At 67.8% G+C, this 22,814-nt stretch carries 24 protein-coding genes; 9 read left to right on the top strand and 15 right to left on the bottom strand.

Annotated elements, in window-relative coordinates:
- Positions 1 to 17: 17 nt before the first annotated feature.
- Positions 18 to 1,364, bottom strand: a complete 1,347-nt coding sequence (locus FRZ32_RS12955) for a tetratricopeptide repeat protein (RefSeq protein WP_158635922.1) — start codon at positions 1,362 to 1,364, stop codon at positions 18 to 20.
- Positions 1,365 to 1,407: 43 nt separating this feature from the next.
- Positions 1,408 to 2,697, bottom strand: a complete 1,290-nt coding sequence (locus FRZ32_RS12950) for a tetratricopeptide repeat protein (RefSeq protein ID WP_147043905.1) — start codon at positions 2,695 to 2,697, stop codon at positions 1,408 to 1,410.
- Between the two features lie 279 nt (positions 2,698 to 2,976).
- Here FRZ32_RS12950 and gyrA point away from each other — a divergent pair, with 279 nt between their 5' ends.
- A complete protein-coding gene (gene gyrA, locus FRZ32_RS12945) occupies positions 2,977 to 5,724 on the top strand; it encodes a DNA gyrase subunit A (RefSeq protein ID WP_147043904.1) in 2,748 nt (915 codons plus the stop codon).
- On the top strand, positions 5,721 to 6,071 hold the full coding sequence (locus FRZ32_RS12940) for a DUF952 domain-containing protein (RefSeq protein ID WP_147043903.1): 351 nt from the start codon (positions 5,721 to 5,723) through the stop codon (positions 6,069 to 6,071). Before gyrA ends, FRZ32_RS12940 begins: the two co-directional genes overlap by 4 nt.
- Positions 6,072 to 6,078: 7 nt before the next feature.
- On the opposite strand, the gene FRZ32_RS12935 is transcribed toward FRZ32_RS12940, so the two are convergent.
- Positions 6,079 to 6,642, bottom strand: a complete 564-nt coding sequence (locus FRZ32_RS12935) for a class I SAM-dependent methyltransferase (protein WP_243445295.1) — start codon at positions 6,640 to 6,642, stop codon at positions 6,079 to 6,081.
- Between the two features lie 58 nt (positions 6,643 to 6,700).
- Positions 6,701 to 7,132 (bottom strand): DUF488 domain-containing protein, encoded by a 432-nt coding sequence (locus tag FRZ32_RS12930; RefSeq protein ID WP_147043901.1) that lies wholly within the window; start codon positions 7,130 to 7,132, stop codon positions 6,701 to 6,703.
- Between the two features lie 43 nt (positions 7,133 to 7,175).
- On the opposite strand from FRZ32_RS12930, the gene trmFO reads away from it, so the two are divergent.
- Positions 7,176 to 8,525 carry a methylenetetrahydrofolate--tRNA-(uracil(54)-C(5))-methyltransferase (FADH(2)-oxidizing) TrmFO gene (gene trmFO, locus FRZ32_RS12925; protein ID WP_147043900.1) on the top strand — a complete coding sequence of 450 codons (1,350 nt, stop codon included), beginning with the start codon at positions 7,176 to 7,178 and terminating at the stop codon, positions 8,523 to 8,525.
- Here trmFO and FRZ32_RS12920 read toward each other — a convergent pair.
- The 6 genes from FRZ32_RS12920 to eno all read right to left on the bottom strand — a co-directional run bounded on the left by FRZ32_RS12920 (position 8,489) and on the right by eno (position 14,034).
- A complete protein-coding gene (locus FRZ32_RS12920) occupies positions 8,489 to 8,974 on the bottom strand; it encodes an EF-hand domain-containing protein (RefSeq protein WP_147043899.1) in 486 nt (161 codons plus the stop codon). The genes trmFO and FRZ32_RS12920 overlap by 37 nt on opposite strands.
- Positions 8,975 to 9,052: 78 nt before the next feature.
- A complete protein-coding gene (locus tag FRZ32_RS12915; RefSeq protein ID WP_147043898.1) occupies positions 9,053 to 9,709 on the bottom strand; it encodes a squalene/phytoene synthase family protein in 657 nt (218 codons plus the stop codon).
- Entirely contained in the window at positions 9,702 to 11,126 is a 1,425-nt protein-coding gene (locus tag FRZ32_RS12910) for a pyruvate dehydrogenase complex E1 component subunit beta (RefSeq protein ID WP_147043897.1), read from the bottom strand. The genes FRZ32_RS12915 and FRZ32_RS12910 overlap by 8 nt, the downstream gene beginning before the upstream one ends.
- Positions 11,126 to 12,235 carry a pyruvate dehydrogenase (acetyl-transferring) E1 component subunit alpha gene (pdhA, locus tag FRZ32_RS12905; RefSeq protein WP_147043896.1) on the bottom strand — a complete coding sequence of 370 codons (1,110 nt, stop codon included), beginning with the start codon at positions 12,233 to 12,235 and terminating at the stop codon, positions 11,126 to 11,128. The genes FRZ32_RS12910 and pdhA overlap by 1 nt, the downstream gene beginning before the upstream one ends.
- 68 nt (positions 12,236 to 12,303) lie before the next feature.
- On the bottom strand, positions 12,304 to 12,627 hold the full coding sequence (locus tag FRZ32_RS12900) for an FtsB family cell division protein (protein WP_243445292.1): 324 nt from the start codon (positions 12,625 to 12,627) through the stop codon (positions 12,304 to 12,306).
- A 132-nt stretch (positions 12,628 to 12,759) separates the two neighbouring features.
- The gene (gene eno / locus FRZ32_RS12895) at positions 12,760 to 14,034 is read right to left on the bottom strand and encodes a phosphopyruvate hydratase (protein ID WP_147043894.1); all 1,275 of its coding nucleotides are present in this window, start codon (positions 14,032 to 14,034) and stop codon (positions 12,760 to 12,762) included.
- A gap of 166 nt (positions 14,035 to 14,200) precedes the next feature.
- Here eno and FRZ32_RS12890 point away from each other — a divergent pair, with 166 nt between their 5' ends.
- From FRZ32_RS12890 to FRZ32_RS12870, 5 genes are read left to right on the top strand one after another with little or no spacing between them, the layout of a single operon-like run.
- Positions 14,201 to 14,689 carry a hypothetical protein gene (locus FRZ32_RS12890; RefSeq protein WP_147043893.1) on the top strand — a complete coding sequence of 163 codons (489 nt, stop codon included), beginning with the start codon at positions 14,201 to 14,203 and terminating at the stop codon, positions 14,687 to 14,689.
- A gap of 3 nt (positions 14,690 to 14,692) precedes the next feature.
- A complete protein-coding gene (locus tag FRZ32_RS12885) occupies positions 14,693 to 15,076 on the top strand; it encodes a phage holin family protein (protein ID WP_147043892.1) in 384 nt (127 codons plus the stop codon).
- Positions 15,073 to 15,372 (top strand): DUF3618 domain-containing protein, encoded by a 300-nt coding sequence (locus FRZ32_RS12880; protein ID WP_147043891.1) that lies wholly within the window; start codon positions 15,073 to 15,075, stop codon positions 15,370 to 15,372. Before FRZ32_RS12885 ends, FRZ32_RS12880 begins: the two co-directional genes overlap by 4 nt.
- Positions 15,372 to 15,755 (top strand): hypothetical protein, encoded by a 384-nt coding sequence (locus tag FRZ32_RS12875; protein ID WP_147043890.1) that lies wholly within the window; start codon positions 15,372 to 15,374, stop codon positions 15,753 to 15,755. The genes FRZ32_RS12880 and FRZ32_RS12875 overlap by 1 nt, the downstream gene beginning before the upstream one ends.
- Positions 15,756 to 15,798: 43 nt before the next feature.
- Positions 15,799 to 16,017 (top strand): DUF4170 domain-containing protein, encoded by a 219-nt coding sequence (locus FRZ32_RS12870; protein ID WP_147043889.1) that lies wholly within the window; start codon positions 15,799 to 15,801, stop codon positions 16,015 to 16,017.
- Positions 16,018 to 16,054: 37 nt separating this feature from the next.
- Here FRZ32_RS12870 and FRZ32_RS12865 read toward each other — a convergent pair whose 3' ends face one another.
- The 3 genes from FRZ32_RS12865 to carB all read right to left on the bottom strand — a co-directional run bounded on the left by FRZ32_RS12865 (position 16,055) and on the right by carB (position 20,596).
- Positions 16,055 to 16,693: a rhomboid family intramembrane serine protease gene (locus tag FRZ32_RS12865; RefSeq protein ID WP_147043888.1), complete on the bottom strand. Its 639-nt coding sequence runs from the start codon at positions 16,691 to 16,693 to the stop codon at positions 16,055 to 16,057.
- Between the two features lie 8 nt (positions 16,694 to 16,701).
- On the bottom strand, positions 16,702 to 17,181 hold the full coding sequence (gene greA / locus FRZ32_RS12860) for a transcription elongation factor GreA (RefSeq protein WP_147043887.1): 480 nt from the start codon (positions 17,179 to 17,181) through the stop codon (positions 16,702 to 16,704).
- An 85-nt stretch (positions 17,182 to 17,266) separates the two neighbouring features.
- Positions 17,267 to 20,596: a carbamoyl-phosphate synthase large subunit gene (gene carB / locus FRZ32_RS12855; protein WP_147043886.1), complete on the bottom strand. Its 3,330-nt coding sequence runs from the start codon at positions 20,594 to 20,596 to the stop codon at positions 17,267 to 17,269.
- 190 nt (positions 20,597 to 20,786) lie between these two features.
- Between carB and FRZ32_RS12850 the strand changes: the two genes are divergently transcribed.
- Positions 20,787 to 21,092, top strand: a complete 306-nt coding sequence (locus FRZ32_RS12850) for an endonuclease domain-containing protein (RefSeq protein WP_147043885.1) — start codon at positions 20,787 to 20,789, stop codon at positions 21,090 to 21,092.
- Positions 21,093 to 21,268: 176 nt separating this feature from the next.
- Here the strand turns inward: FRZ32_RS12850 and FRZ32_RS12845 are convergent, their stop codons facing one another.
- Both FRZ32_RS12845 and carA read right to left on the bottom strand, forming a co-directional pair.
- Complete coding sequence (locus FRZ32_RS12845; protein WP_147043884.1) at positions 21,269 to 21,550, bottom strand: hypothetical protein; 282 nt, start codon at positions 21,548 to 21,550, stop codon at positions 21,269 to 21,271.
- Complete coding sequence (gene carA / locus FRZ32_RS12840; protein WP_147043883.1) at positions 21,547 to 22,809, bottom strand: glutamine-hydrolyzing carbamoyl-phosphate synthase small subunit; 1,263 nt, start codon at positions 22,807 to 22,809, stop codon at positions 21,547 to 21,549. Before carA ends, FRZ32_RS12845 begins: the two co-directional genes overlap by 4 nt.
- Positions 22,810 to 22,814 lie beyond the last annotated feature (5 nt).

The raw sequence follows: 22,814 nt of genomic DNA, 5'->3' as shown, positions 1-22,814 counted from the left end.
GCGCCGGATCCGCCCGCTTATTGCGCGGGCGCTGCTGCCGGCGCCGGGGCCGGGGCCGCCTGGCCCTGCGGCGGATGGGCGAGGAAGAGCAGCCAGAAGGCGGCAATCGGTTGATGCGGCCCGGTCACGGCGCGGAACGCCGTCTCCGCCTCGGCGCGCTGGCCGGCGCGCGCAAGCGCTTCGCCGAGCCGCAGATTGACGAGATTCGCATCCTGGCCGCCCTTCTGGAGCGCCGTACGGTAGGCCTGTGCAGCCTCGGCATATTGGCCGTAACCGAAATAGGCGTCACCGATGCGCAGCGCCGCGGTGCCCGTGGCCGGGTTGCGCGCCTCGGTGGCGAGCGAGCCGCGGTCCGCCTGCATCCGGTTCACCGCGCTCGACTGAAGGGCGCGGACCGATGTGGCATTCGAGGCCTGGATCATGTTGCGCGCGAAGGCTTCATCGAGCACCGACTTGACCTCACCGAGAGCGACCGCGCGATTGGCAGTTTCCGCATAGGTCACATATTCCGCTTCGCTGGCGAGCGCGCCGGCGTCGTGCATCAGACGGAAGAGATCGAGCTCGGCCTGCCTGTCCGTGGCGAGACTGCGATAGACGCGCAGCGAATCCCGCCAGTTTTCGCCCGTCGGATAAGCGGCGATCAGCTGGGTCGCGACCTCCAAGGACGGCTGGGCGAGGTGCGCGCCATAAGCGATGGCGAGCGCGCGGCGATAATAATCCTGCGGCGCCGCCTGCCCGGCCGCCGTGCTCGCGGCGATCGCGCGCTGGAACAGCGCGATCGCCTCCTCATGCTTGTTCAGCCGTTCCTTGACCTCGGCGAGCTGGATCATGGTGCCGATATTGTTGGCATCCGCAGCAAGCAGCTGCGCCAGCTGCGTTTCGGCCGCGGCCGGGTCGCTCTGCGCGACATTCGCCGCGGTGAGCGAGGTCTTCGCGCGTTGCAGCGCTTCGATCTGGTCTGCCGGCGCTGCGCCGCTGTCGATCATCTGGTTGACTGCCTGGAGCATCAATTCCGAATTGTTCGTGCCCCGTGCGATCTGAAGCTCGAGCTGGCCGAGGACGTAGCGCGCCGTCGGGCTCTGTGCGGCCGCCTGGGCCGCCGGCAGCGCAGCGGTGGCCGCCGCCCAGTCCTGGCTCTGCACCGCCTGATAGGCGGGAAGCATCGCGTCGCTCTCCTGCCGGCTGAGCCCGGTGATCTGCAGATGCGTCTGGCGCTGTTGCTGGCCCTCCCCGTCTGATTGATGCCCCCGCCGGTTGCCCTGCTGGGCGTCGCGCATCGTCTGCGCCGAGCTCTGCGAGAGAGCGGGCACGGCCGGCAGGGCCACAAGGGCGATAGCGGCCGAAGCCAGAATCGAGCGGTTCATTTTCATCTCCATTTGCACAGGCCGCCTGTCGCGGGCGGGAGGATCAGCTGGTCGGGCTCTGCGGTTGACGCGTGAGCCAGACCAGCCAGAAAGCCGCGAGATCGGCGCGCGGCCCGGTTACGGCGTGAAGCGCCGTTTCGGCCTCGGCCCGCCGCCCGGCCAGCGCCAGGGCAGCGCCGAGGCGCAGGTTGACGAGATTGGCATCGCTGCCGCTCTTCTGCAGGGTTGCCTGGTAGAGCGTCGCGGCTTCGGCATATTGGCCGTAGCCATAAAAGGCGTCGGCCGCCGCCAGCGCCTGCGCGGCGGTGCCCGAGGCCGCACGGGTCCGCAATCCGGCGAGGCCGGCCCGGCCGCGTGTCGCAGCGGCGGTCACGCGGGTCTGTATCTGGCGAACGGCGGCCTCGCCTGCATCGAGCATGCCGCGCGACAGGCCTTCATCGACCACCGCCTTGGCCTCGCCCATCTGGTTGGCGGTCGCGAGCTGGTCGGCGAATTCGAGATAGTCGCGCTCGCCCTCAAGCGCGCCAGCCGCGCGCATCGCCCGCTTGATGTCGAGATCGAGCTGGGCATCGGCGGGTCGCGGCGTGACGTTGGGCCGCTCGCCCGAACCGGTGCGCGGCGGCGGCGGCGGCGATTGCGAGGCGCGATAGACGAGCAGCGCGTCGCGCCAGTTGGTGGGCGTCGGATAGGCGCTGACGAGCGCCCGCGCGAACGCGACACCCTGCGGCATCATCTGCCCGTCATAGGCGAGCGCCGCCGCGCGCAGATACCAGCTTTCCGGAACCGCCTGCCCAGCGGCGGTCTGCAGTTCGATGGCGCGGCCGATCCAGGTCACCGCCTCGGCCCGCTGCCCGCGCCGCGCCTTGAGCTGGGCATAATCGGCGGCGATCGTCGCATCATTGGGCTGGAGCTGCGCCATCTGCGCGAGGAGCGCGTCGGCGCGCTCGAACTGCCCGGCGCTATAAGCACGGGACGCCTGGTTGGCGAGCAGCGGCGGAAGTTCGGAGGGCGGCACCAGGCCGCTCGCCACCATCGCGTCGACGGCCGCCGCCTGCCCCTGCGCGTCGCCGCGGGACTGGGCGATCTGGAATTCGAGACGGGCGAGCACATAGCGTGCATCCGGGCCCTGCGCCGCGGTCCGCGCCGCCGCCAGCGCGGCATCCTGCGCGGCGCGGTCGCTGCCGGCGGCAGCGGTCTGCAGCGCGACCAGCGCGTTGCGTTCGCTGGCGCTGATCGAGAGCGCCCGCTGGGACTGAGGAGCTTGCGCCGATACGGGTGTCGTCAGCCCGGCAAGGGCGATCAGCCCGGCCAGCGCCACCTTCGATGCCGCCATCAAGCAAAAACTCCTTCCGTCCGCCAGGCTCTCGCCCGCCGGTTCCAACCCCCCTCCGCCGCGGCTTCTACCGATTCCGCCGGGCCCTTGCTAGTAGGCCGTCGCCGAACGCCGCGGAAAAGACGCCGGGCTGGAAAATCCGCGCAAAGCAACTATCTGGAGATGCGGCCTCGCGCGCGTACGCGCGTGCGCGCGGGGTGGCGCCGGCCGCTGCCATCCGCTAGGGTCGCATCTCCCTTGGCGCAAGACGCGCCGTCACCCGCAATGCAGGAATAGATTTTGGCCAGCGAACCGCCCGTTATCGATTCATCCGACATTTCACCCGTCTCCATCGTCGAGGAGATGAAGACCTCTTATCTCGACTATGCGATGAGCGTGATCGTCGCGCGCGCGCTGCCCGACGTGCGCGACGGGCTGAAGCCGGTTCACCGCCGCATCCTCTATTCCAGTCTTGAGGGCGGCATGGTCGCCGGCCGGCCCTATCGCAAGTCCGCCAAGATCGTCGGCGACGTGATGGGCAACTACCACCCGCATGGCGACGCCGCGATCTACGACGCGCTCGCGCGGATGACGCAGGACTGGTCGATGCGCGTGCCGCTGATCGACGGCCAGGGCAATTTCGGATCGATGGATCCCGATCCGCCGGCCTCGATGCGTTACACCGAGGCGCGGCTGGCGAAGGTCGCGATGACGCTGCTCGACGATCTCGACAAGGACACCGTCGATTTCACGCCCAATTACGATGCCTCGCGTGAGGAACCGCAGGTCCTTCCGGCGCGCTTCCCGAACCTGCTCGTCAACGGCGCGGGCGGCATCGCGGTCGGCATGGCGACCAACATCCCGCCGCACAATCTGGGCGAGGTGATCGCCGCCTGCAAGGCCTATATGGACGATCCCTCGATCACCGTCGAAGGGCTGATGGATTATGTCCCCGCGCCGGATTTCCCGACCAAGCCGCTGATCCTCGGCCAGGCCGGCGCCCGCGCCGCCTATCAGACCGGGCGTGGTTCGATCATCATGCGCGCCCGCCACGAGATCGAGGAAGGCCGCGGCGATCGGCGCTCCATCGTGCTCACCTCCATTCCCTATCAGGTCGGCAAGTCGGGCCTGGTCGAGCGCATCGCCGACGCGGCGAAGGACAAGCGAATCGAGGGCGTGTCCGACATCCGCGACGAATCGAACCGTCACGGCGTCCGGATCGTCATCGACCTCAAGCGCGACGCGACGCCCGAGGTGGTGCTGAACCAGCTGTGGCGGCACACGCCGGCGCAATCGTCCTTCCCGGCCAATATGCTCGCGATCCGCGGCGGCCGGCCGGAGACGCTCAATCTTCGCGACATCATCGAATCGTTCGTGAAGTTCCGCGAGGAGGTCATCACCCGCCGCTCGAAGTTCGAGCTCGCCAAGGCGCGCGACCGGGCCCACATCCTGCTCGGCCTCGTCATCGCGGTCACCAATCTCGACGAGGTGGTGCGGATCATCCGCGGTTCCGCCTCGCCTGCCGAGGCGCGCGCCGCCCTGATCGCGCGCGAATGGCCGATCGCCGAGATCGCCCCCTATATCCGCCTGGTCGAGGCCATCGAGACCGAGGTCACGGGCGACAGCTATCGCCTGTCCGAGACGCAGGTCCGCGCGATCCTCGAACTTCGGCTGCACCGCCTCACCGCGCTCGGCCGCGACGAGATCGCCGGCGAGCTCAGGACGCTCGCCACGTCGATCGGCGAGCTGCTCGAAATCCTCGGCGATCGGGTGAAGCTCTATGCCGTGATGCGCGACGAGTTCGACGAGATCGCCGCCGCCTATGCCACCCCGCGCGTCACCGAGATCGCGCCGGCCGCCGACGGCATCGACGACGAGGATCTGATCGAGCGCGAGGACATGGTCGTGACCGTGACGCTCGGCGGCTATATCAAGCGCACCCCGCTGGAGGCCTTCCGCACCCAGGCCCGCGGCGGCAAGGGGCGCGCCGGCATGGCGACGAAGGAGGAGGATGCGGTCACCGCCTTGTTCGTGACCTCCACCCACAATCCGGTCCTGTTCTTCTCGACCCACGGCAAAGTCTATCGCCTCAAGGTCTGGCGCCTTCCCGAGGGCGCGCCTCAGGCTCGCGGGCGACCGATGGTGAACCTGCTTCCGCTCGCGGAGGGCGAGACGATCTCGACCGTGCTGCCGCTCCCCGAGGACGAGGCGGAGTGGGGCAAGCTCCACGTCATCTTCGCGACCGCGCATGGCGGCGTCCGCCGCAACAGCATGGATGCCTTCGCCAACGTGCCGTCGAACGGCAAGTTTGCGATGCGCTTCGACGAGGATGCGACCGACCGGCTGATCGGCGTCGCGCTGCTGACCGAGGAGGACGACGTCCTGCTCGCCACCCGCCAGGGGAAGGCGATCCGCTTCGAGGCGACCGCGGTTCGCGAGTTCCAGAGCCGCACCTCGACTGGCGTTCGCGGCATCACGCTCAAGGACGGCGACGAGGTGATCTCGCTCTCCATCCTCAAGGGCTTCGACGCCACGACCGAGGAACGCGACGCCTATCTGCGCGCCGCGCCGTGGAAAGACGGGGAGCGCGAGGCGAGCCTCAGCCCCGAGCGAATGGCCGAGTTCGAGGCGGCGGAGGAGTTCATCCTCACCGTCTGCGCCAACGGCTATGGCAAGCGCAGCTCCGCCTTCGAATATCGCCGCACCAATCGCGGCGGCCAGGGGATCACCAATATCGACAATCTCGGCCGCAACGGACCGGTGGTCGCGAGCTTCCCGGCCCATGCCGGCGAGCAGCTGATGCTGGTCACCGATCAGGCGAAGATGATCCGGATGAGCGTCGGCGACACCCGGGTCATCGGCCGCAACAGCGCCGGCGTCCGTCTCTTCAACGTCGCCGAGAACGAGCATGTCGTCTCCGCCGCCCGGATCGAGGAGAGCGAGGAGGAAGCGGAAGCGGTGATCGAGCCGAACCCGCCCGAAATCGCGCCGGAGCCAGGGGCCGACACCGGCGATGACCTTGCCGCCGGCCCCGAGGGCGGCGAGTGAGCCGACCGGCCTTCGCCTACAAGGTGCTGACGTCGGACGAAGCGGCGGAGCTGCAACAAGGCACCTTCGCCGGTTCGGCGGTGGATCGCACCGACGGCTATATCCACCTGTCCGCCGCGGACCAGCTCACCGGGACCGTCGACCGGCATTTCGCCGGTCAGCAGGACCTATGGCTCGCCTGCGTCGATCTCACGGCCCTTGGCGAGGCCGTGCGCTGGGAGGAATCGCGCGGCGGCGCGCTCTTCCCGCATCTCTATGCATCGCTGCCCTTGGGCGCCGTCGTCGCCCTCGCGCCGCTGGAGCGCGCCGCTGATGGCCGCGTGAAGGCGCCGTTCCCGGACGAATAGCGCCCGATCAGCTCCGCCGGAATGCGAATACGGCGCCCGTCTGCACCGCTCCAGCGGTTTCCTGGACCGGCGCTTCGTTGAGCAGCTCCAGTCGGTCCACCGGCAGCGGCGCCCGTCGCGGGTCGCCGACCAGCACCTCGATCCCGCGCGCCAGGCACAGATCCAGCCAGTCCGTCACCCGCGCCGCGAGTGCCGCGTCGTAAAACAGGTCGCCGACGAGGACCAGATCCACCTCCGGCGGCGGGACGTCGAGCGGGTCGCCTTCCGGCGCCTCGATCGCGACGCCATTCAGCGCTGCGTTGAGCCTGAGCGCGGCGCGGCCGGCCGGATCGATCTCCGCCGCCCGCACCTCGGAGGCGCCGGCCAGCGCCGCCGCGATCCCGACCAGCCCGCCGCCCGCGCCGAGATCGAGCACGCGGCGTCCCCTCACCCATTCGGGCCGGTCGAGCACGAACCGCGCCAGCGCCAGCCCGCCGGCCCAGTGATAGGCCCAGTAGGGCGCCGGCCCGGCGCCGAAGCGCCGCCCAAGCCCGCTCTCCGGCGCCGCCTTGTGGAGCCGGATCTCCGGCACGCCCGGCACCGCGACAACCGGCAGGTTGGCGACGATGAAGGCGGCAAGCTCCTCCGCCTCAGGCGTAGAGATCGACAGCCTCCCAGTCCGGCATCACGGTCTCGCGCAGCGCCGTGCGATGGCAATGGGCCGGTTCGCGTTCGAAGCAGAGCAGGGCGGAGGGCTTCTCGGCGGCGAGATCGAGGAGTTGCGCCGACGCGATGGCGGCCTCGGGCGTTTCGAGCTGCTCGGCATAGACCCGCCGCATCTCCTCGAACCGGTGCTTGCGCGCCGCCTCCCGGCCCGCCGGCGGCGTGCCGAGCGCCTTCAGCAGCACATAATCGATCCCGGCCTCCTTCAACCCCGCCGCCAGCACGTTCTTCGAAAAGCCAGGTCGCCGCGACAGCGGCACGGCGCGCACGTCGATCACGCGTTCGACCCCGCCGCCCTTGAGCGCGGCGATCACCTCGTCCTGGGTGCTCCCCTCGTAACCGATGGTGAAGATGCGCATGGCGACTGGATAGCAGGGCGCGGCGCCGCTATCGACCCCGCCAATGACATATCAGGTCCACATCATCGGCGGCGGCCTCGCCGGATCGGAGGCCGCGTGGCAGCTCGCCGAGGCCGGCCTCAAGGTCCGCCTTTCCGAAATGCGCGGCGCCGGCGAGATGACCCCGGCGCACCAGACCGACGGTCTCGCCGAGCTCGTCTGTTCGAACAGCTTTCGATCGGACGATGCCGAGAGCAATGCGGTCGGCCTGCTCCATGCCGAGATGCGCGCGCTCGGATCGCTCATCATGTCGGCTGGAGATCGCCATCGCGTGCCCGCGGGATCGGCGCTGGCGGTGGACCGCGACGGCTTCTCGGCCGAGGTGACCGCCCGCCTCGCCGCCCATCCGAACATCGAGATCGTCCGCGAACGGGTGGATGCGCTTCCCGCCTCCGGCGCGACCATCGTCGCCACCGGCCCGCTGACCGCCGCGACCCTCGCCGGATCGATCGCCGCCGCGACCGGCGCGGACGCCCTCGCCTTCTTCGATGCGATCGCGCCCATCGTCCATGGCGACACGATCGACATGGATATCTGCTGGAAGGCCTCGCGCTGGGACAAGGGCGAGGCGGATTACATCAACTGCCCGATGACGAAGGAGCAGTATCTCGCCTTCCACCAGGGCCTCCTCGACGGCGAGAAGACCGAGTTCCGGGACTGGGAGAAGGACACGCCCTATTTCGAGGGCTGCATGCCGATCGAGGTGATGGCCGAGCGGGGCGTCGACACCCTGCGCTTCGGCCCGATGAAGCCGGTGGGCCTCGACGATCCGAAGACCGGCCGGTGGCCCTATGCGGTGGTCCAGCTGCGCCAGGACAACGCGCTCGGCACCTTGTGGAACATGGTCGGATTCCAGACCAAGCTCAAACATGCCGAGCAGGTCCGCCTGTTCCGGACAATCCCGGGGCTCGAGAAAGCGGAGTTCGCGCGGCTGGGCGGGCTCCACCGCAACACGTTCATCCAGTCGCCGCGGCTGCTGGACGAGACACTGCGCCTTCGATCCGCTCCGCATATCCGCTTCGCCGGTCAGATCACCGGGTGCGAAGGCTATGTGGAATCAGCCGCGATCGGCCTGCTGGCGGGGCGCTTCGCGGCCGCTGAATTGCGGGGAGCACCGCTCGCGCCCCCGCCGCTCACCACCGCGCTGGGCGCGCTCCTCGGCCACATCACCGGCGGCGCGGAGGCCGCGACCTACCAGCCGATGAACGTCAACTTCGGCCTGTTCCCGCCGCTCGACATCGGCCGCACGAAAAAGGCCGATCGCAAGAAGCTCTACACCGAACGCGCCCGGGCCGATCTCGGCGCGTGGCGCGCGTCTCAGTCCTCGTCGGTCGAGGTCGAGGCCGGGAGCTGAGTGGCGCAGTCGCAGCGCGCGCTTCGCACCGGTGCGCGGCGAGGCCGCGGCGCGGTGGTCGCGAACTCCGTCCGGTCGAGCGCACGATCGTGATTGGCGTCCGCGCTCGCGAATTTCTGGAGTGTCCGCGCCGCCCACTCGTCGAAGGAGAGCTGCCCATTATGGTCGGTGTCGAGCCGCGCGAAGGCCCGACGCCGAAGATAGGTCATCTCCTCAAGCGTGATCCGCCCGTTTTTGTCGCGGTCGACGCGGTCGAACCGCCGCTGCTCGCGCGTGCGCGCGTCGGCGGCGGGAGGCGTGCGCCCCGCCCCGTCCGGATCGGCCGCGGCCTGGCCCGCCGGCGCCGGCGCGATCGGATCGCTTTCCGGCCGGGCGATGCTCTTCCAGGCAAAGAACCCGGCAAGCACAAGCAATAAAGTCGAACCGACGCCAGCGAAGAACCGAAGCATATCCCCCTCCCCTTTCGGATCAGGCTAGTCGTTCTTCGACGATTCTCCAACTATGCGTCGAACAGCCGCCGGAGCGGATCAATAACCGGTCAGTCGATGGCGCATCATTCGGAGCATTCGACCCGGCGAACCTGGGCGTTCGGCGCGTTCCGGCCCGCGCGACCGGTCACGCCGCGCCAAGGCCGAGATCATGCCGAGCGGCCGGAGCCGCGCCGGCCACCTTCCCCGCGTCTCCACCGCCCCGGCGGCCAGGAACGCGGCGCCGCGCTCATCCTGCGCCGCGCTGTGCCGGGCAAGATCGACCAGTGCCCAATGCCGCCCCGCCTGGGCGACCGGATGCGACTCATCGCCAAGGAGGCGGGCTGAAAGTTCAAACAGGCGTGCGCCCCGCGCCGCGCCATGGCGCGCGAGATTGTCAGGCGTCAGCCTCTCGCCCGGAGCGATTGCCGCCCAGCCCGCCTCCATCGCCGCGAGTTCGGCGCCCGCGACACCGCAAGGAAGAACGTGTCCCGCCAGCGCCCGCAGCAGCGGTTCGGCCGGCGGCGGGGCCGTGTCGAGCTTCTCCAGCGCCTCGCGCCACCAGGCGAGGCGGATGCGGCTGATCATCGGCTCGGTGCCGGTCGCGAGCACGGCGCCGAAGGCGGCATCGAGGCGCCACAGGGTCTCGACGGCCGCGCGCTTCGATGCAGGCACATAGACCAGCGCGAGCTGCCGGTCCGGATCGAGATCAGCGATAGCAGACCTTCTTCGCCGCGCTCACCACATCCTCGACCTTGATCAGCGCCAGCTTCTCCAGGTTCGCGGCATAAGGCAGCGGCACGTCCTTGTCGGTGACCCGAAGGACCGGGGCGTCGAGATCGTCGAACCCTTCCTCCATCGCCACCGCCATGAGCTCGGCGGAGATCGAGCAGGTCGGCCAGCCTTCCTCGACGCAGACCATCCGGTTGGTCTTCTTGAGGCTCGCAAGCACGGTCGCGCGATCGAGCGGGCGAAGCGTGCGAAGGTCGATCACCTCCGCGTCGATCCCCTCGCCGGCCAGCTGTTCGGCCGCTTCGAGGCTGACGCCGACGCCGATCGAATAGGACACGATCGTCACATCCTTGCCCGGCCGGACGACCTTCGCCTTGCCGATCGGCAGGACGTAATCGTCGATCTTCGGGACGTCGAAGCTCTGTCCGTAGAGCAGCTCGTTCTCAAGGAAGACGACCGGATCCTCGGAACGGATCGCCGCCTTGAGCAGGCCCTTGCAATCGGCCGCGCTGTAGGGCGCGATGACGACGAGGCCGGGGACGGCGGCATACCAGGGTCCGTAATTCTGGCTGTGCTGCGCGGCGACCCGGGCCGCGGCGCCGTTGGGCCCGCGGAACACCATCGGGCAACGCATCTGGCCGCCGGACATGTAGTTGGTCTTCGCGGCCGAATTGATGACGTGATCGATCGCCTGCATCGCGAAGTTGAAGGTCATGAATTCGACGATCGGCCGCAGGCCGCCCATCGCCGCGCCGGTGCCGAGCCCGGCAAAGCCATATTCGGTGATCGGCGTGTCGATGACGCGCCGGTCGCCGAATTCCTCGAGCAGCCCCTGGGTGACCTTGTAGGCGCCCTGATATTCGGCGACCTCCTCGCCCATCACGAAGACGCGATCGTCCGCGCGCATTTCCTCCGCCATCGCGTCGCGAAGCGCCTCGCGCACCGTCATCCGCACCATCTCGGTGCCGGCGGGCACGTCGGGCTCGTCCTGGGTCTCGGCGACGGCCTTCACCAGATCGCGGGCGGCGGTCTCCATCTGGTGCGGCGTGACGTCGCCATGCACCTCGGCCTTCTGGTCGCTCGGCTGCTCGACCTTCTTGTCCTCGGCCGGCGCGGGGGTCGGCGTCGGGGCGGCGGCGCCGGCGGACGATACATCCTCCCCATCCTGCGCGAGGATCGCGATCGGCGCGCCGACCTTCACCTCGTCGGTGCCCTCGGGAACCAGGATCTTCGCGATCACTCCCTCGTCGACCGCCTCGAATTCCATCGTCGCCTTGTCGGTCTCGATCTCCGCGAGAACATCGCCGGAGGAGACCTTGTCGCCCTCCTTCACCAGCCATTTGGCGAGCGTCCCCTCCTCCATGGTCGGGGAAAGGGCGGGCATCTTCAATTCAATCGGCATCAGTAGCTCCCGACCAATATGTCGGTGTAGAGTTCGCTCGCCTCCGGCTCGGGCGATTGCTCGGCGAAATCGGCCGCCTCGACGACGATGTCGCGGATCTCCTTGTCGATCGCCTTGAGCTCGGCCTCGGCGATCCCCATCGCCTCGAGCTCACGCATCGCATGGTCGATCGGGTCGGATTTCTCGCGCACCGCCTGGACCTCCTCACGCGACCGATATTTGGCCGGATCGGACATCGAATGGCCGCGATAGCGGTAGGTCTTGAGCTCCAGCAGGATCGGTCCCTTGCCGGCGCGCACCCATTCGAACGCGGTCTCGGCCGCGCCCCGCACCGCGAGCACGTCCATGCCGTCCACCTGGATGCCGGGGATTCGGAAGCTTTCGCCGCGTCGGTAGAGCTGGTCCTCCGCCGAGGAGCGGTTGACGCTGGTTCCCATGGCGTACTGGTTGTTCTCGATCACGTAGACGATCGGGAGCTTCCACAGCTCCGCCATGTTGAAGCTTTCGTAGACCTGGCCCTGATTGGCCGCGCCGTCGCCGAAATAGGCGAGCGTGATGCCGCCATCGCCCGAATATTTGTGCTTGAAGGCAAGGCCGGTGCCGAGGCTGACCTGCGCGCCGACGATCCCGTGGCCGCCATAGAATTGGTGCTCGACGCTGAACATGTGCATCGAGCCGCCCTTGCCCTTGGAGATGCCGGCGGCGCGGCCGGTCAATTCGGCCATGATGACCTTGGGATCGATGCCATAGGCGAGCATGTGGCCATGATCGCGATAGCCGGTGATGACGCTGTCCTTGCCCGGGGTCAGCGCCGACTGAAGCCCGACCGCGACCGCCTCCTGTCCGATATAAAGATGGCAGAAGCCGCCGATCAGGCCGAGCCCGTAAAGCTGTCCGGCGCGCTCCTCGAAGCGGCGGATGAGCAGCATCTGCTTGTAGAAGCCGAGCAGCTCCTCCTTGCTCGCCTCATAGCGCTGGGGCTCGCCCGGGCGCTCCCGGTTCGGCGTTGCGGGAGGCGCGCCTTTCGCGGCGGCCTTTGACGAAGATTTGCGCGGCGATGCGGCCGTTGCCACCTGGCTCTTCCTCTCTCTCGCGGGACTGCCGGCCATATGGCGGCAAATGCGGCGTGGCGCAACGGGGCGGCCGCGGCTCCGCGGCGCGCGGCGGTTGACCAGGTCTAGTGTCGGGCCTGCGCGGCCGGTTGCGGCGCGGCGCCGTCGTCGGGCATCGCGAGGATCACCTCGTCCGGACGGACGAAACCCAGTTCCCGCCGGACCAGCTCATCGCCGAGATCGGGATCGGTGCGCCGGGGATCGAGCAGGGCGGCACGATGGGCCAGGCGCTGCTCCTCGGCCTGGAGCCGGGCGAGCTCGACCGCCTTCTCGGCCTTGGCATGGCGATAGCCGCCCCAGGCGAGGACGCCATTTTCGCCGAGCACGGCATAGCCGACGAAATTGCCGATCACGAGCAGGCCAAGCGCCGGCCAGAAGGCCCGCCGCATCAACGCCAAAGAACTATGCTTGCTCGACATCGCCATCCACAGAATCAGCAAAGCGTCGCCGAATCAAGCTCTTTGACGGTTAATCCCCAAATAAGCGGCGATCCGAATCGGAAGCGCGACGAATCGGGAGGTTCAGGCGAAGATCGAGCGCCCCGCATAGACCGCGACGTCGCCCAGTTCCTCCTCGATCCGGAGCAGCTGGTTATATTTTGCGAGTCGGTCGGAACGGGCGAGGCTGCCGGTCTTGATCTGCCCGCAATTGGTCGCGACGGCGAGGTCGGCGATGGTCGAATCCTCGGTCTCGCCGGAGCGATGGGACATCACCGCCGTATAGGCCGCGCGATGCGCCATATCGACCGCGGCGAGCGTTTCGGTAAGCGTGCCGATCTGGTTGACCTTGACCAGGATCGAATTGGCGAGGCCCTGCTCGATCCCCATTTCGAGCCGCTTCGGATTGGTGACGAACAGGTCGTCGCCGACGAGCTGCATCCGGTCGCCAAGCGCATCCGTCAGCGCCTTCCATCCGACCAGATCGTCTTCCGCCATGCCGTCCTCAACCGACGCGATCGGATAGGCGCCGGCGAGCTCGGCCAGATAGGCCGCCATCTCCTGCGGCGAGAGCGTGCGCCCTTCCCCATCCATGTGATAGGCGCCGTCCTTGAAGAACTCCGTGGCCGCGCAGTCGAGAGCGAGCAGCACGTCTTCGCCCGGCGCATAGCCCGCGTCCTCGACCGCGCGCATGATGAAATCGAGCGCCTCGCGCGCCGAGCCAATGTTCGGCGCGAAGCCGCCCTCGTCGCCAACCGAAACCGACAGGCCCGCGTCGTGCAGCTTCCCCTTCAGCTTGTGGAAAATCTCCGCCCCGCAACGCAGCGCCTCGGCGAAGGTCGGCGCACCGACCGGCATCACCATGAATTCCTGGAAATCGATCGGATTGTCGGCATGGGCGCCGCCGTTGAGGATGTTCATCATCGGCACCGGCAGGACATGCGCCGAAACGCCGCCGACATAGCGGTAGAGCGGCAGTCCGCGCGCATCGGCCGCCGCCTTGGCGACCGCGAGGCTGACGCCCAGAATGGCGTTGGCGCCGAGCCGGCCCTTGTTCTCGGTTCCGTCGAGTTCGATCATCGCGGCGTCGATCTCGCCCTGGTCCTCGGCCTCCATGCCGAGCAGCGCCTGAGCGATCTCGCCATTCACCGCGCCGACCGCGCCCTCGACGCCCTTGCCGCCCCAGCGAGATTTGTCGCCATCGCGCTTCTCGACCGCTTCGTGCGCGCCGGTCGAGGCGCCCGAAGGCACGGCTGCACGGCCAAAGCTGCCATCCTCGAGAAGCGCCTCCACCTCCACCGTCGGATTGCCACGGCTGTCCAGAATCTGGCGCGCATGAAGCTCGATGATCGCGGTCATGTCGTTTCGGCCTCTTATCGAACGGGGGAGAGCGGCATATATGTCGGCAAGGGCCGTTATCGGCCCGGCAAGGCGGTTGCAACTTTCATGACGCATCGCGGGAACGCCAGCCCGCGGCGGCGGTTCTGAAAGGGATCGACCCAAGTTCGAACGAGTGGAGACTTCTATGCCCCGCCCCGACACCGATCTTCCGCAGAACGGCGACGTGACGATCGCCGAGCCGACGTCCTCCCAGTCCTCCGCCGGCACCGCACGCGAGGCCGCCGACCGGCTTGCCGGCCAGGTCCGGGAGCAGATGCTGAGCCTGAAGGGCCAGGCGGGCGAGAAGCTGATGAGCTACGCCGGCGACGGCAAGGACCGCGCGACCAATCTCCTCGACGACATCAGCGCCGTCATCGAGGACGCTGCGCGCTCGATCGAGCAGCGGCTCGGCGCCGAATATGGCGGCTATGCCCATCGCGCGGCCGAAGCGGTCGCCGGCTTTTCGGGCAAGGTCCGCGACAAGAGCGTCGACGACCTGCTCGATGACGGTCGCGAGATCGTCCGCAAGAGCCCCGGCGTCGCGATCGCGGCGGCGGCGGTGGTCGGGTTCGCGCTGGTCCGCGTGCTGCGCAGCGCGTCGGGCGACTCCCGGCCGGCCAACGACGAGGCCTGATCCTTGGCCGACGGGGGACCCGGGCGCCACGGCGAGTCGATCGGCGACCTGGTCCGCCGGTTGATCGAGGACGCGCGCGCTTATGCGGAGGCGGAGTTCGCCCTGCTCAAGGCGATCGCCGAGCATCGGGCGGCGCGGGCCCGCAAGGCGGCGGTGACACTGGCGATCGGCTGGTTCTGCTTGTTCGCGGCGATGACGGCGCTGGTGATCACGGCCCTGGTCAGCCTCTCCTTCGCGGTCGGGCCGTTGCTCGCCGGGATCATCGTCGGCGTTCCGCTTGCCGGCATCGGCTATTATCTGGCTCGCCGAGGCTGGGCGGAGGTCAAGAAGCTCACGGCCGATCCCGAGGAGCGCGCCGCGCTTCGCGAGGCCGAGAAGCTCCCATGAGCGCGAGCGACATCCAGACCGCGCGCCGCGCAGCGATCCTTGCCCGCGCAAGGCTCGACGCGACGCTCGCCGAAACGCAACAGCGGCTTCGCCCCGGCAATCTCGCCGGCGAAGCCTGGGACGGTGCCAAGGGGAAGGCAGCCGACAAGGCCGTCGAAGCGTTCGAGGCAGCGAAGGCACGCCCGGCGGCGACCGCGACCGCTGCCGGCGCAATCGCCCTTTTCCTGGCGCGGGGACCGTTGATCCGCGCCGCCGGCCGCCTCCTTGGCGGCAAGAAGACACGAAGGAGCCAATGATGACTGCCCCGAAGAACAAGGCGAGCCGCCCCGCGATCGAGCAGGCTCGCGAGCGCACCCTCTCCGCTTATGAATCCGCGCGCAGCCGAGCGGCCGACGTCACCCGCGACGTGACGGACCAGATGGCCGTCTATCCGGTCGCGGCGGTGATCGGCGGCATGGCTGTCGGGGCGCTGCTTGGTTTTCTCCTGCCGCGAACGCAGCGGGAGCGCGAATGGCTCGGCGACGCGGGCAGGAAGCTGACCGGCGCCGCGCGCGATGTGGCGCAGAAGGGGCTCGATGCGGGCCGCGAGCGCGCCGACCAGTTTACCGGTCATATCGTCAACACGCTGGGCGCCTCGATCGTCGAGGCTGTCGGCGGCAAGGACGACGCGGCGGATTGAACGACTTGCGCGCCGCGCTCCGCTTGCCTAGGCGGCTTCGCCCATGAGCAAGCTTCACTTCGTCTTCGGCGGCCGGGTCAAGGATCCCCGGGGGCTGGATTTCGATCTTTCGACGATCGACATGGTCGGCATCTATCCGGATTTCGCCAGCGCCCGCGAGGCCTGGCAGAGCAAGGCGCAAAGCACGGTCGACGATGCCGAGATGAAATATGTCGTCGTCCACCTCCACCGCCTGCTGGAGCCCGAGGCGGACGCGAAATAGACCCTGTCCTTTCCCCGACAGGGTGAGGGCAAGCCGCCTAGGCGTTTCTGTAGCGGATCTCGAACAGCGGCTTGGCGAGCAGCAGGCCGAGCGCGAAACCGCCGATATGCGCGGCCCGGGCGATCGCGATGCCGGCGTTGAGGAGCGTCAGGCTTACGATCAGATTGAGCACGATCCAGGCCACGAGCAGCCACAGCGCGTTGAGCAGCATCGCAAGCGTCCGGTTCGCCACCTTCACCTTGTTGCGGCCGAACAGGAACGCATAGGCGCCGAGCACCGCGGAAATGGCGCCGCTCGCACCAATCATCGGCAGGCTGGAAGACGGATCGAGCGCATATTGCGCGCCGGCCGCGGCATAGGCGCCGGCGACATAGAGAACAGCGAGGCTGACGGGGCCGAGCAGATTTTCGGTCGGCCGGCCGCAAAAGGCGAGGATCACGAGATTGAACAGAAGGTGGAAGAATCCGCCGTGGATCAAGGTCGCGGTCAGCGGCGTCAGCCAGACCGGAACCAGGCTGCCGCTGACCGTCTCGGCAACCCGCGCCGGAATGAAGCCGCCCCACATCTCGACCCATTGATCGCGGCCAAGCGCGGTCGCCACCGCCCAGGCGAGGGCGGTGACGGCGATGACGACAAGGGTGAAGCGGGCCCTGGGCCAGCTGTCGGGCGGCCGCATTCCGGTCCCTAGACGAATTCGATCCGGGCGATCTCGAAATATTTGTCGCCGGAGGGAGCCGAGAATTCGACCTCTTCGCCGACCGCGCGTCCGATCAGCGCCCGGCCGAGCGGCGAGGCATAGCTGATCCGGCCCGCCTTGGCGTCCGCCTCGGCCTCGCCGACGATCTGATATTTGATCGGCTTGTCATTCTCGTCGAGCAGGTGGACGGTCGCGCCGAACACCACCTTGTCGCCCGACAGGGTCGCCGGGTCGATCACCATCGCGCGACTCAGCCGATCGTCGATATCGGCGATCATCGCCTCGATCTGGCCCTGCCGCTCCTTGGCGGCATGATATTCGGCATTTTCCGAAAGATCGCCATGGCCGCGCGCTTCCTCGATCGCGTCGATCACCGCAGGGCGCTCGACCGTTTTCAGGTGGCGGACCTCATTCTGCAGCTTCTCATAGCCTTCGGCCAGCATCGGCAGCTTGTCGACCGTCGCCATTCCCATTGCCTTTCGTAAAAACTTCTTCGGGGCGACCCTCCTTTCGGAGACCACCCGGACTGCGCCGAAATGTGCAGGAGTTCTGTCAGGAACGTGAATAATAGTCCTGCAGCGCGCGCACTTCAAGGTTGCGGTCCCGGCGCGCCGCGACCGCGCGTGCCACCGCCGCGCTTGAGGCGGCGGTCGTGAAATAGGGAATCTTCTGCGCGACCGAGGTGGCGCGGATCGACGCGGAATCGCGGTGGCTCTGCCAGCCTTCGGTGGTGTTGAAGACCAGGTCGATGGCGCCGTCCTTGATCCTGTCGACGATGTGCGGCCGGCCCTGCGCGACCTTGTTCACCCGCTCGACCGCGATCCCCTGCTGTTCGAGATAATCGGCGGTGCCGCCGGTCGCGACCGCCTTGAATCCGAGCGCGATCAGTTCGCGCACCGGGGCAAGGATCGCCGGCTTGTCGCTGTCCTTCACCGACACGAACAGGGTGCCGCTGTCAGGCAGGTCGACCCCACCCCCCTGCTGCGACTTGAGGAAGGCGGTCGCGAAATCGCGATCGATCCCCATAACTTCGCCTGTGGACTTCATCTCCGGTGACAGCACCGGATCGGTGCCGGGGAAGCGCGCGAATGGGAACACCGCCTCCTTGACCGCGATATGGCCGGTCTCGCGCACGATCTTCGGCAGGTCCTTCAATTTCTCGCCCGCCATCACCCGCGCGGCGATCTTGGCGACCGGCTGGCCGATCGCCTTGGCGACGAAGGGGACGGTGCGGCTGGCGCGCGGATTGACCTCGATCAGATAGACCTCGCCATCCTTCACCGCGAACTGGACGTTCATCAGCCCGACGACGCCGAGCGCCTCCGCCAGCGCCCTGGCCTGCCGCTCGATCTCGGCGACGATGTCCGCCGGAAGGCTGTAGGGCGGCAGCGAGCAGGCGCTGTCGCCCGAATGGACGCCCGCCTCCTCGATATGCTGCATCACGCCGGCGATCACCACCTCGTCGCCGTCCGCGATCGCATCGACATCGACCTCGATCGCGTCGCGCAGATATTGGTCGATCAGCACCGGGCTGTCGCCCGACACCTGCACCGCGGTCTCGATATAATCTTCGAGCTGGCCCGGCGAATCGACGATCTCCATCGCCCGGCCGCCGAGCACGTAGGAGGGCCGCGTCAGCACCGGATAGCCGATCCGCTCGGCCACTTTCAGCGCCTCGTCGCGCGATCGGGCGATGCCGTTGCGCGGCTGCCTGAGGCCGAGTTTCTCGACCAAGGCGGCGAAGCGCTCGCGGTCCTCGGCGAGATCGATCGCGTCGGGCGAGGTGCCCAGGATCGGGATGCCGGCCTTTTCGAGCGCCGCGGCGAGCTTCAGCGGCGTCTGCCCGCCAAGCTGGACGACGACGCCGACCAGCTCGCCCTTCGACTGTTCGACATGGAGGATCTCGAGCACGTCCTCCACCGTCAGCGGCTCGAAATAGAGCCGGTCGGACGTGTCGTAATCGGTGCTCACCGTCTCCGGGTTGCAATTGACCATCACGGTCTCGAACCCGGCGTCCTTCAGCGCATAAGCGGCGTGGACGCAGCAATAGTCGAACTCGATCCCCTGCCCGATCCGGTTCGGCCCGCCGCCGAGGATGACGACCTTGCGCCGATCCGACGGCTGGCTCTCGTCCTCGGGCGTGCCGAAGCTCGGCGCCTCGTAGGTCGAATACATATAAGGCGTCTTCGCCTCGAACTCGGCCGCGCAGGTGTCGATCCGCTTGAACACCGGCCGAACGCCGAGCCGATGCCTCAGGCGCCGCACCTCGTCTTCGGTGGTCGCGCCGATCATCGCCTTCACCGCATCGTGGAGCAGGCCGGAAGAGCGGATCCGCGTCTTCTGCCCGCCGCCGGCGACGTTGGCGGACTTGAGGTTGAGCTCGGCCAGCCGCCGGTCGGAAAAACCCATCGCCTTCAGCCGCCGCATCCCCGCCGCATCGCCCGGCAGGCCGTCGCGGCACACCGCTTCCTCCGCCTCGACGATCTCGCGGATGCGCTCAAGGAACCACGGATCGTATTTCGTCACCGCGTGGACCTCTGCCACGGTCAGCCCCTCGCGAAGCGCCTGCGCCGCCGCCAGCAGCCGATCGGGCGAAGGCACCGCGAGCGCCGCCTGGATCTCCTCCTTGGGCGCGCCGTACAGCGCCTTGACGCCGTCGAAGCCGTTGAGGCCCGTCTCCAGGCCGCGAAGCGCCTTCTGCAGGCTTTCGTGGATGCTCCGCCCGATCGCCATCACCTCGCCGACCGATTTCATCGCGGTCGAGAGCAGGGCCTCGCTGTCCTTGAACTTCTCGAAGGCGAAGCGCGGGATCTTGGTCACCACATAATCGATCGTCGGCTCGAAGCTCGCTGGGGTGACGCCGGTGATGTCGTTGCCGATCTCGTCAAGCGTGTAGCCGACCGCCAGCTTCGCCGCGACCTTGGCGATCGGAAAACCGGTCGCCTTGGAAGCGAGCGCCGAGGAGCGCGACACGCGCGGGTTCATCTCGATCACGACGAGCCGCCCGTCCTTCGGATTGACCGCGAACTGGACGTTGGAACCGCCTGTTTCGACGCCGATTTCACGCAGCACCGCGATGCTCGCGTTGCGCATGATCTGATATTCCTTGTCGGTCAGCGTCAGCGCCGGCGCGACAGTGATGGAATCGCCGGTATGGATGCCCATCGGATCGACATTCTCGATCGAGCAGATGATGATGGCATTGTCGTTCCGGTCCCGGACGACCTCCATCTCATATTCCTTCCAGCCGAGCAGCGATTCCTCGATCAGCACCTCGGTGGTCGGCGAGGCTTCGAGCCCGCCGGCGACGATGGCGAGGAACTCCTCGCGATTATAGGCGACGCCGCCGCCGGTGCCGCCGAGCGTGAAGCTCGGCCGGATGATCGCCGGCAGGCCCACCTTCTCGAGCCCGGCCAGCGCCTCGGTCATGTCGTGCGCGATCGCCGAGCGGGCGCTTTCGAGGCCGATCCGGTCCATCGCCTCGCGGAACTTCAATCGGTCCTCGGCCTTTTCGATCGCCGCCGCGTCGGCGCCGATCATCTTGACGCCATATCGGTCGAGCGTCCCATCCTTGAAGAGCGCCAGCGCGGTGTTGAGCCCGGTCTGCCCGCCCATCGTCGGCAGCACCGCGTCGGGCCGCTCCTTCTCGATGATCTTCGCCACATATTCGGGCGTGATCGGCTCGACATAGGTCGCGTCGGCAAGCTCGGGATCGGTCATGATCGTCGCCGGATTGCTATTGACGACGATGACCCGATACCCCTCCTCCTTCAGAGCCTTGACGGCCTGCGACCCCGAATAATCGAACTCCGCCGCCTGCCCGATGACGATCGGGCCGGCGCCGATGATGAGGATGGAGGAGATGTCGGTACGTTTGGGCATTATCGGGCACGATCTTCAAAGCCCTCTCCCTGAAGGGAGAGGGTTGGGTGAGGGTGTCGGGCCTCAGGGGCGACGCGCAATCTCCGAGCCCCCTCACCCCGCCCCTCTCCCCGCCGGGGAGAGGGAGTGTTAGGCTGGCGTGTATGGCCAGGAAACGCCTGCTCCGGTCGCGCGCCAACTCCGTCGCGACATGACCGATTGCGAGCGCGTACTTTGGTCGCGCCTGCGCGGCAGCCAGCTCGACGGCCGCAAATTCGTCAGACAATTCGCGATCGGCCCCGCCATCGCCGATTTCGCTTGCCGAAGCGCCAGGCTCGTCATTGAGCTGGACGGGGGCCAGCACGCCGCGGCGACCGAGGCCGATGCCGAACGCACTCGCCTCATCGAGGTCCACGGATACACCGTCATCCGGTTCTGGAACAGCGACGTGACGAGCAATCTCGATGGCATTCTGGAAACGATTCTCCAGCATCTGAGAATCGCCGGAAACAGCTGAGCAGCGCGATGCTCCGAGGCCCTCCCCCGTGCGGGGGAGAATTGGGTGGGGGCGTACCGCGTTAGAGATTACCCCCAACCGCCGAGCCCCCTCACCCCAACCCTCTCCCCGCCGGGGAGAGGGAGCAAGGCCGGCGCCGATGATGAGGATGGAGGAGATGTCGGTGCGGCGGGGCATTAGTGGCCAGCTGCCTGATTACCGACAAAGCCCATCGGCAGTCGGCTGAGCAGGCCAGATTTCCTCAGCCCTGCCAGAACGCAATCGACATTTTCGTACCTGGAATCCGGCTGCGGCCGAAACCGCAATTCGCCTTCCGCAATCAGTGTGAGCGACGAACCAGGCATATGGCAAGCGGTCGTGATCCGGCGGATTTCCCGCTCAATTGCGGGGCGATCGATCGGCCTTGCTCCTGCGCCGTTGTCGAGACTCGGCAATAAAAATAGAAATGCCGCAATCACTTCAGCGTCCCCACGAACTTCCCGAACAGATATCTGCTGTCCTGCGGCCCGGGGCTCGCCTCCGGGTGATATTGCACGCTGAACGCCGGCCGATCGGTCAGCTCGATCCCGCAATTGCTCCCGTCGAACAGGCTGACATGGGTTTCGCGCACGTTCGCCGGCAGGCTCTCGCGCTCCACCGCGAAGCCGTGGTTCATGCTGGTGATCTCGACGCGGCCGTCTTCAATGCGCTTCACCGGATGGTTGGCGCCGCGGTGGCCCTGGTGCATCTTGGCGGTACGCCCGCCGACGGCCAGCCCGAGCAGCTGGTGGCCTAGGCAGATGCCGAACAGCGGCTTTCCCGTCTCCAGCATCTTGCGGATCACCGGCACCGCATAATCCCCCGTCGCCGCCGGATCCCCCGGACCGTTGGACAGGAAGAAGCCGTCGGGTTCGTGCGCCATCACCTCCTCGAACGTGGCGGTCGCGGGCATCACCGTCACCCGCGCTCCGGCCGCCTCCAGATTGCGGAAGATGTTGCGCTTGGCGCCATAGTCGATCGCGACGACATGGGGGCGCGAATCCTCCCCCTCCCGCCTGCGGGAGGGGGCCGGGGGGTGGGCCTCAGCCGGGTCGGACCGATCCACCCCTTCGCCGCCGCGCGGCTCTTCCACTCCCGCTTGCGGAAGGGGAGAGTCATCATAGCCGGTCCCAAGATGCCACAGCCCGCCCGACCAGCGATGAGTCTGGCGCGTCGTGACCTCCTTCGCGAGGTCCATCCCCTCCAGCCCGGGCCATGCCCGCGCCTCGGCGATCAGGGCGGGCACGTCGAACGCCCCTGCCTCGCTATAGGCGATCACCCCGTTGGGCGCCCCCGCCGTGCGGATCAGCCGGGTCAGCGCCCGCGTGTCAACGCCCGACAGGCCGATCCGCCCGTTGGACCGCATCCATTCGACGAAGCCCTGGGTGGCCCGGAAATTGGAGGGTTCGGTCACGTCCTGGCGGATCACGCAGCCAAGCGCGTGCGGATTGTCCGCCTCCACATCCTCATAATTCGCGCCGACATTGCCGATATGCGGGAAGGTGAAGGTGACGATCTGCCGCGCGTAGGAGGGATCGGTCATGATCTCCTGATAGCCGGTCATCGACGTGTTGAAGCACACCTCGCCGACGGCCCTGCCCTCTGCGCCGAAGCCCTTGCCCCAGATCGTGGTGCCGTCCGCCAGAACCAGCACGCCCGTGGCCCCGGAAGGCGCGGGCAAGGTCTTGGCGTCGGCCATGGTGG

The organism is Sphingosinicella ginsenosidimutans, assembly GCF_007995055.1.
Classification (GTDB): domain Bacteria; phylum Pseudomonadota; class Alphaproteobacteria; order Sphingomonadales; family Sphingomonadaceae; genus Allosphingosinicella; species Allosphingosinicella ginsenosidimutans.
Note: the sequence above shows the minus strand (reverse complement) of the source record. Positions and strands in the feature narration are given on the sequence as shown.

Coding starts and splice junctions, on each gene's coding strand:
- FRZ32_RS12955 (WP_158635922.1), bottom strand. CDS start 1,364: ATGAACCGCTCGATTCTGGCTTCGGCCGCTATCGCCCTTGTGGCCCTG.
- FRZ32_RS12950 (WP_147043905.1), bottom strand. CDS start 2,697: ATGGCGGCATCGAAGGTGGCGCTGGCCGGGCTGATCGCCCTTGCCGGG.
- FRZ32_RS12930 (WP_147043901.1), bottom strand. CDS start 7,132: ATGCGCATCTTCACCATCGGTTACGAGGGGAGCACCCAGGACGAGGTG.
- trmFO (WP_147043900.1), top strand. CDS start 7,176: ATGACATATCAGGTCCACATCATCGGCGGCGGCCTCGCCGGATCGGAG.
- FRZ32_RS12920 (WP_147043899.1), bottom strand. CDS start 8,974: ATGCTTCGGTTCTTCGCTGGCGTCGGTTCGACTTTATTGCTTGTGCTT.
- FRZ32_RS12910 (WP_147043897.1), bottom strand. CDS start 11,126: ATGCCGATTGAATTGAAGATGCCCGCCCTTTCCCCGACCATGGAGGAG.
- pdhA (WP_147043896.1), bottom strand. CDS start 12,235: ATGGCCGGCAGTCCCGCGAGAGAGAGGAAGAGCCAGGTGGCAACGGCC.
- FRZ32_RS12900 (WP_243445292.1), bottom strand. CDS start 12,627: ATGCGGCGGGCCTTCTGGCCGGCGCTTGGCCTGCTCGTGATCGGCAAT.
- eno (WP_147043894.1), bottom strand. CDS start 14,034: ATGACCGCGATCATCGAGCTTCATGCGCGCCAGATTCTGGACAGCCGT.
- FRZ32_RS12890 (WP_147043893.1), top strand. CDS start 14,201: ATGCCCCGCCCCGACACCGATCTTCCGCAGAACGGCGACGTGACGATC.
- FRZ32_RS12880 (WP_147043891.1), top strand. CDS start 15,073: ATGAGCGCGAGCGACATCCAGACCGCGCGCCGCGCAGCGATCCTTGCC.
- FRZ32_RS12875 (WP_147043890.1), top strand. CDS start 15,372: ATGACTGCCCCGAAGAACAAGGCGAGCCGCCCCGCGATCGAGCAGGCT.
- FRZ32_RS12870 (WP_147043889.1), top strand. CDS start 15,799: ATGAGCAAGCTTCACTTCGTCTTCGGCGGCCGGGTCAAGGATCCCCGG.
- FRZ32_RS12865 (WP_147043888.1), bottom strand. CDS start 16,693: ATGCGGCCGCCCGACAGCTGGCCCAGGGCCCGCTTCACCCTTGTCGTC.
- greA (WP_147043887.1), bottom strand. CDS start 17,181: ATGGCGACGGTCGACAAGCTGCCGATGCTGGCCGAAGGCTATGAGAAG.
- carB (WP_147043886.1), bottom strand. CDS start 20,596: ATGCCCAAACGTACCGACATCTCCTCCATCCTCATCATCGGCGCCGGC.
- FRZ32_RS12850 (WP_147043885.1), top strand. CDS start 20,787: ATGACCGATTGCGAGCGCGTACTTTGGTCGCGCCTGCGCGGCAGCCAG.
- carA (WP_147043883.1), bottom strand. CDS start 22,809: ATGGCCGACGCCAAGACCTTGCCCGCGCCTTCCGGGGCCACGGGCGTG.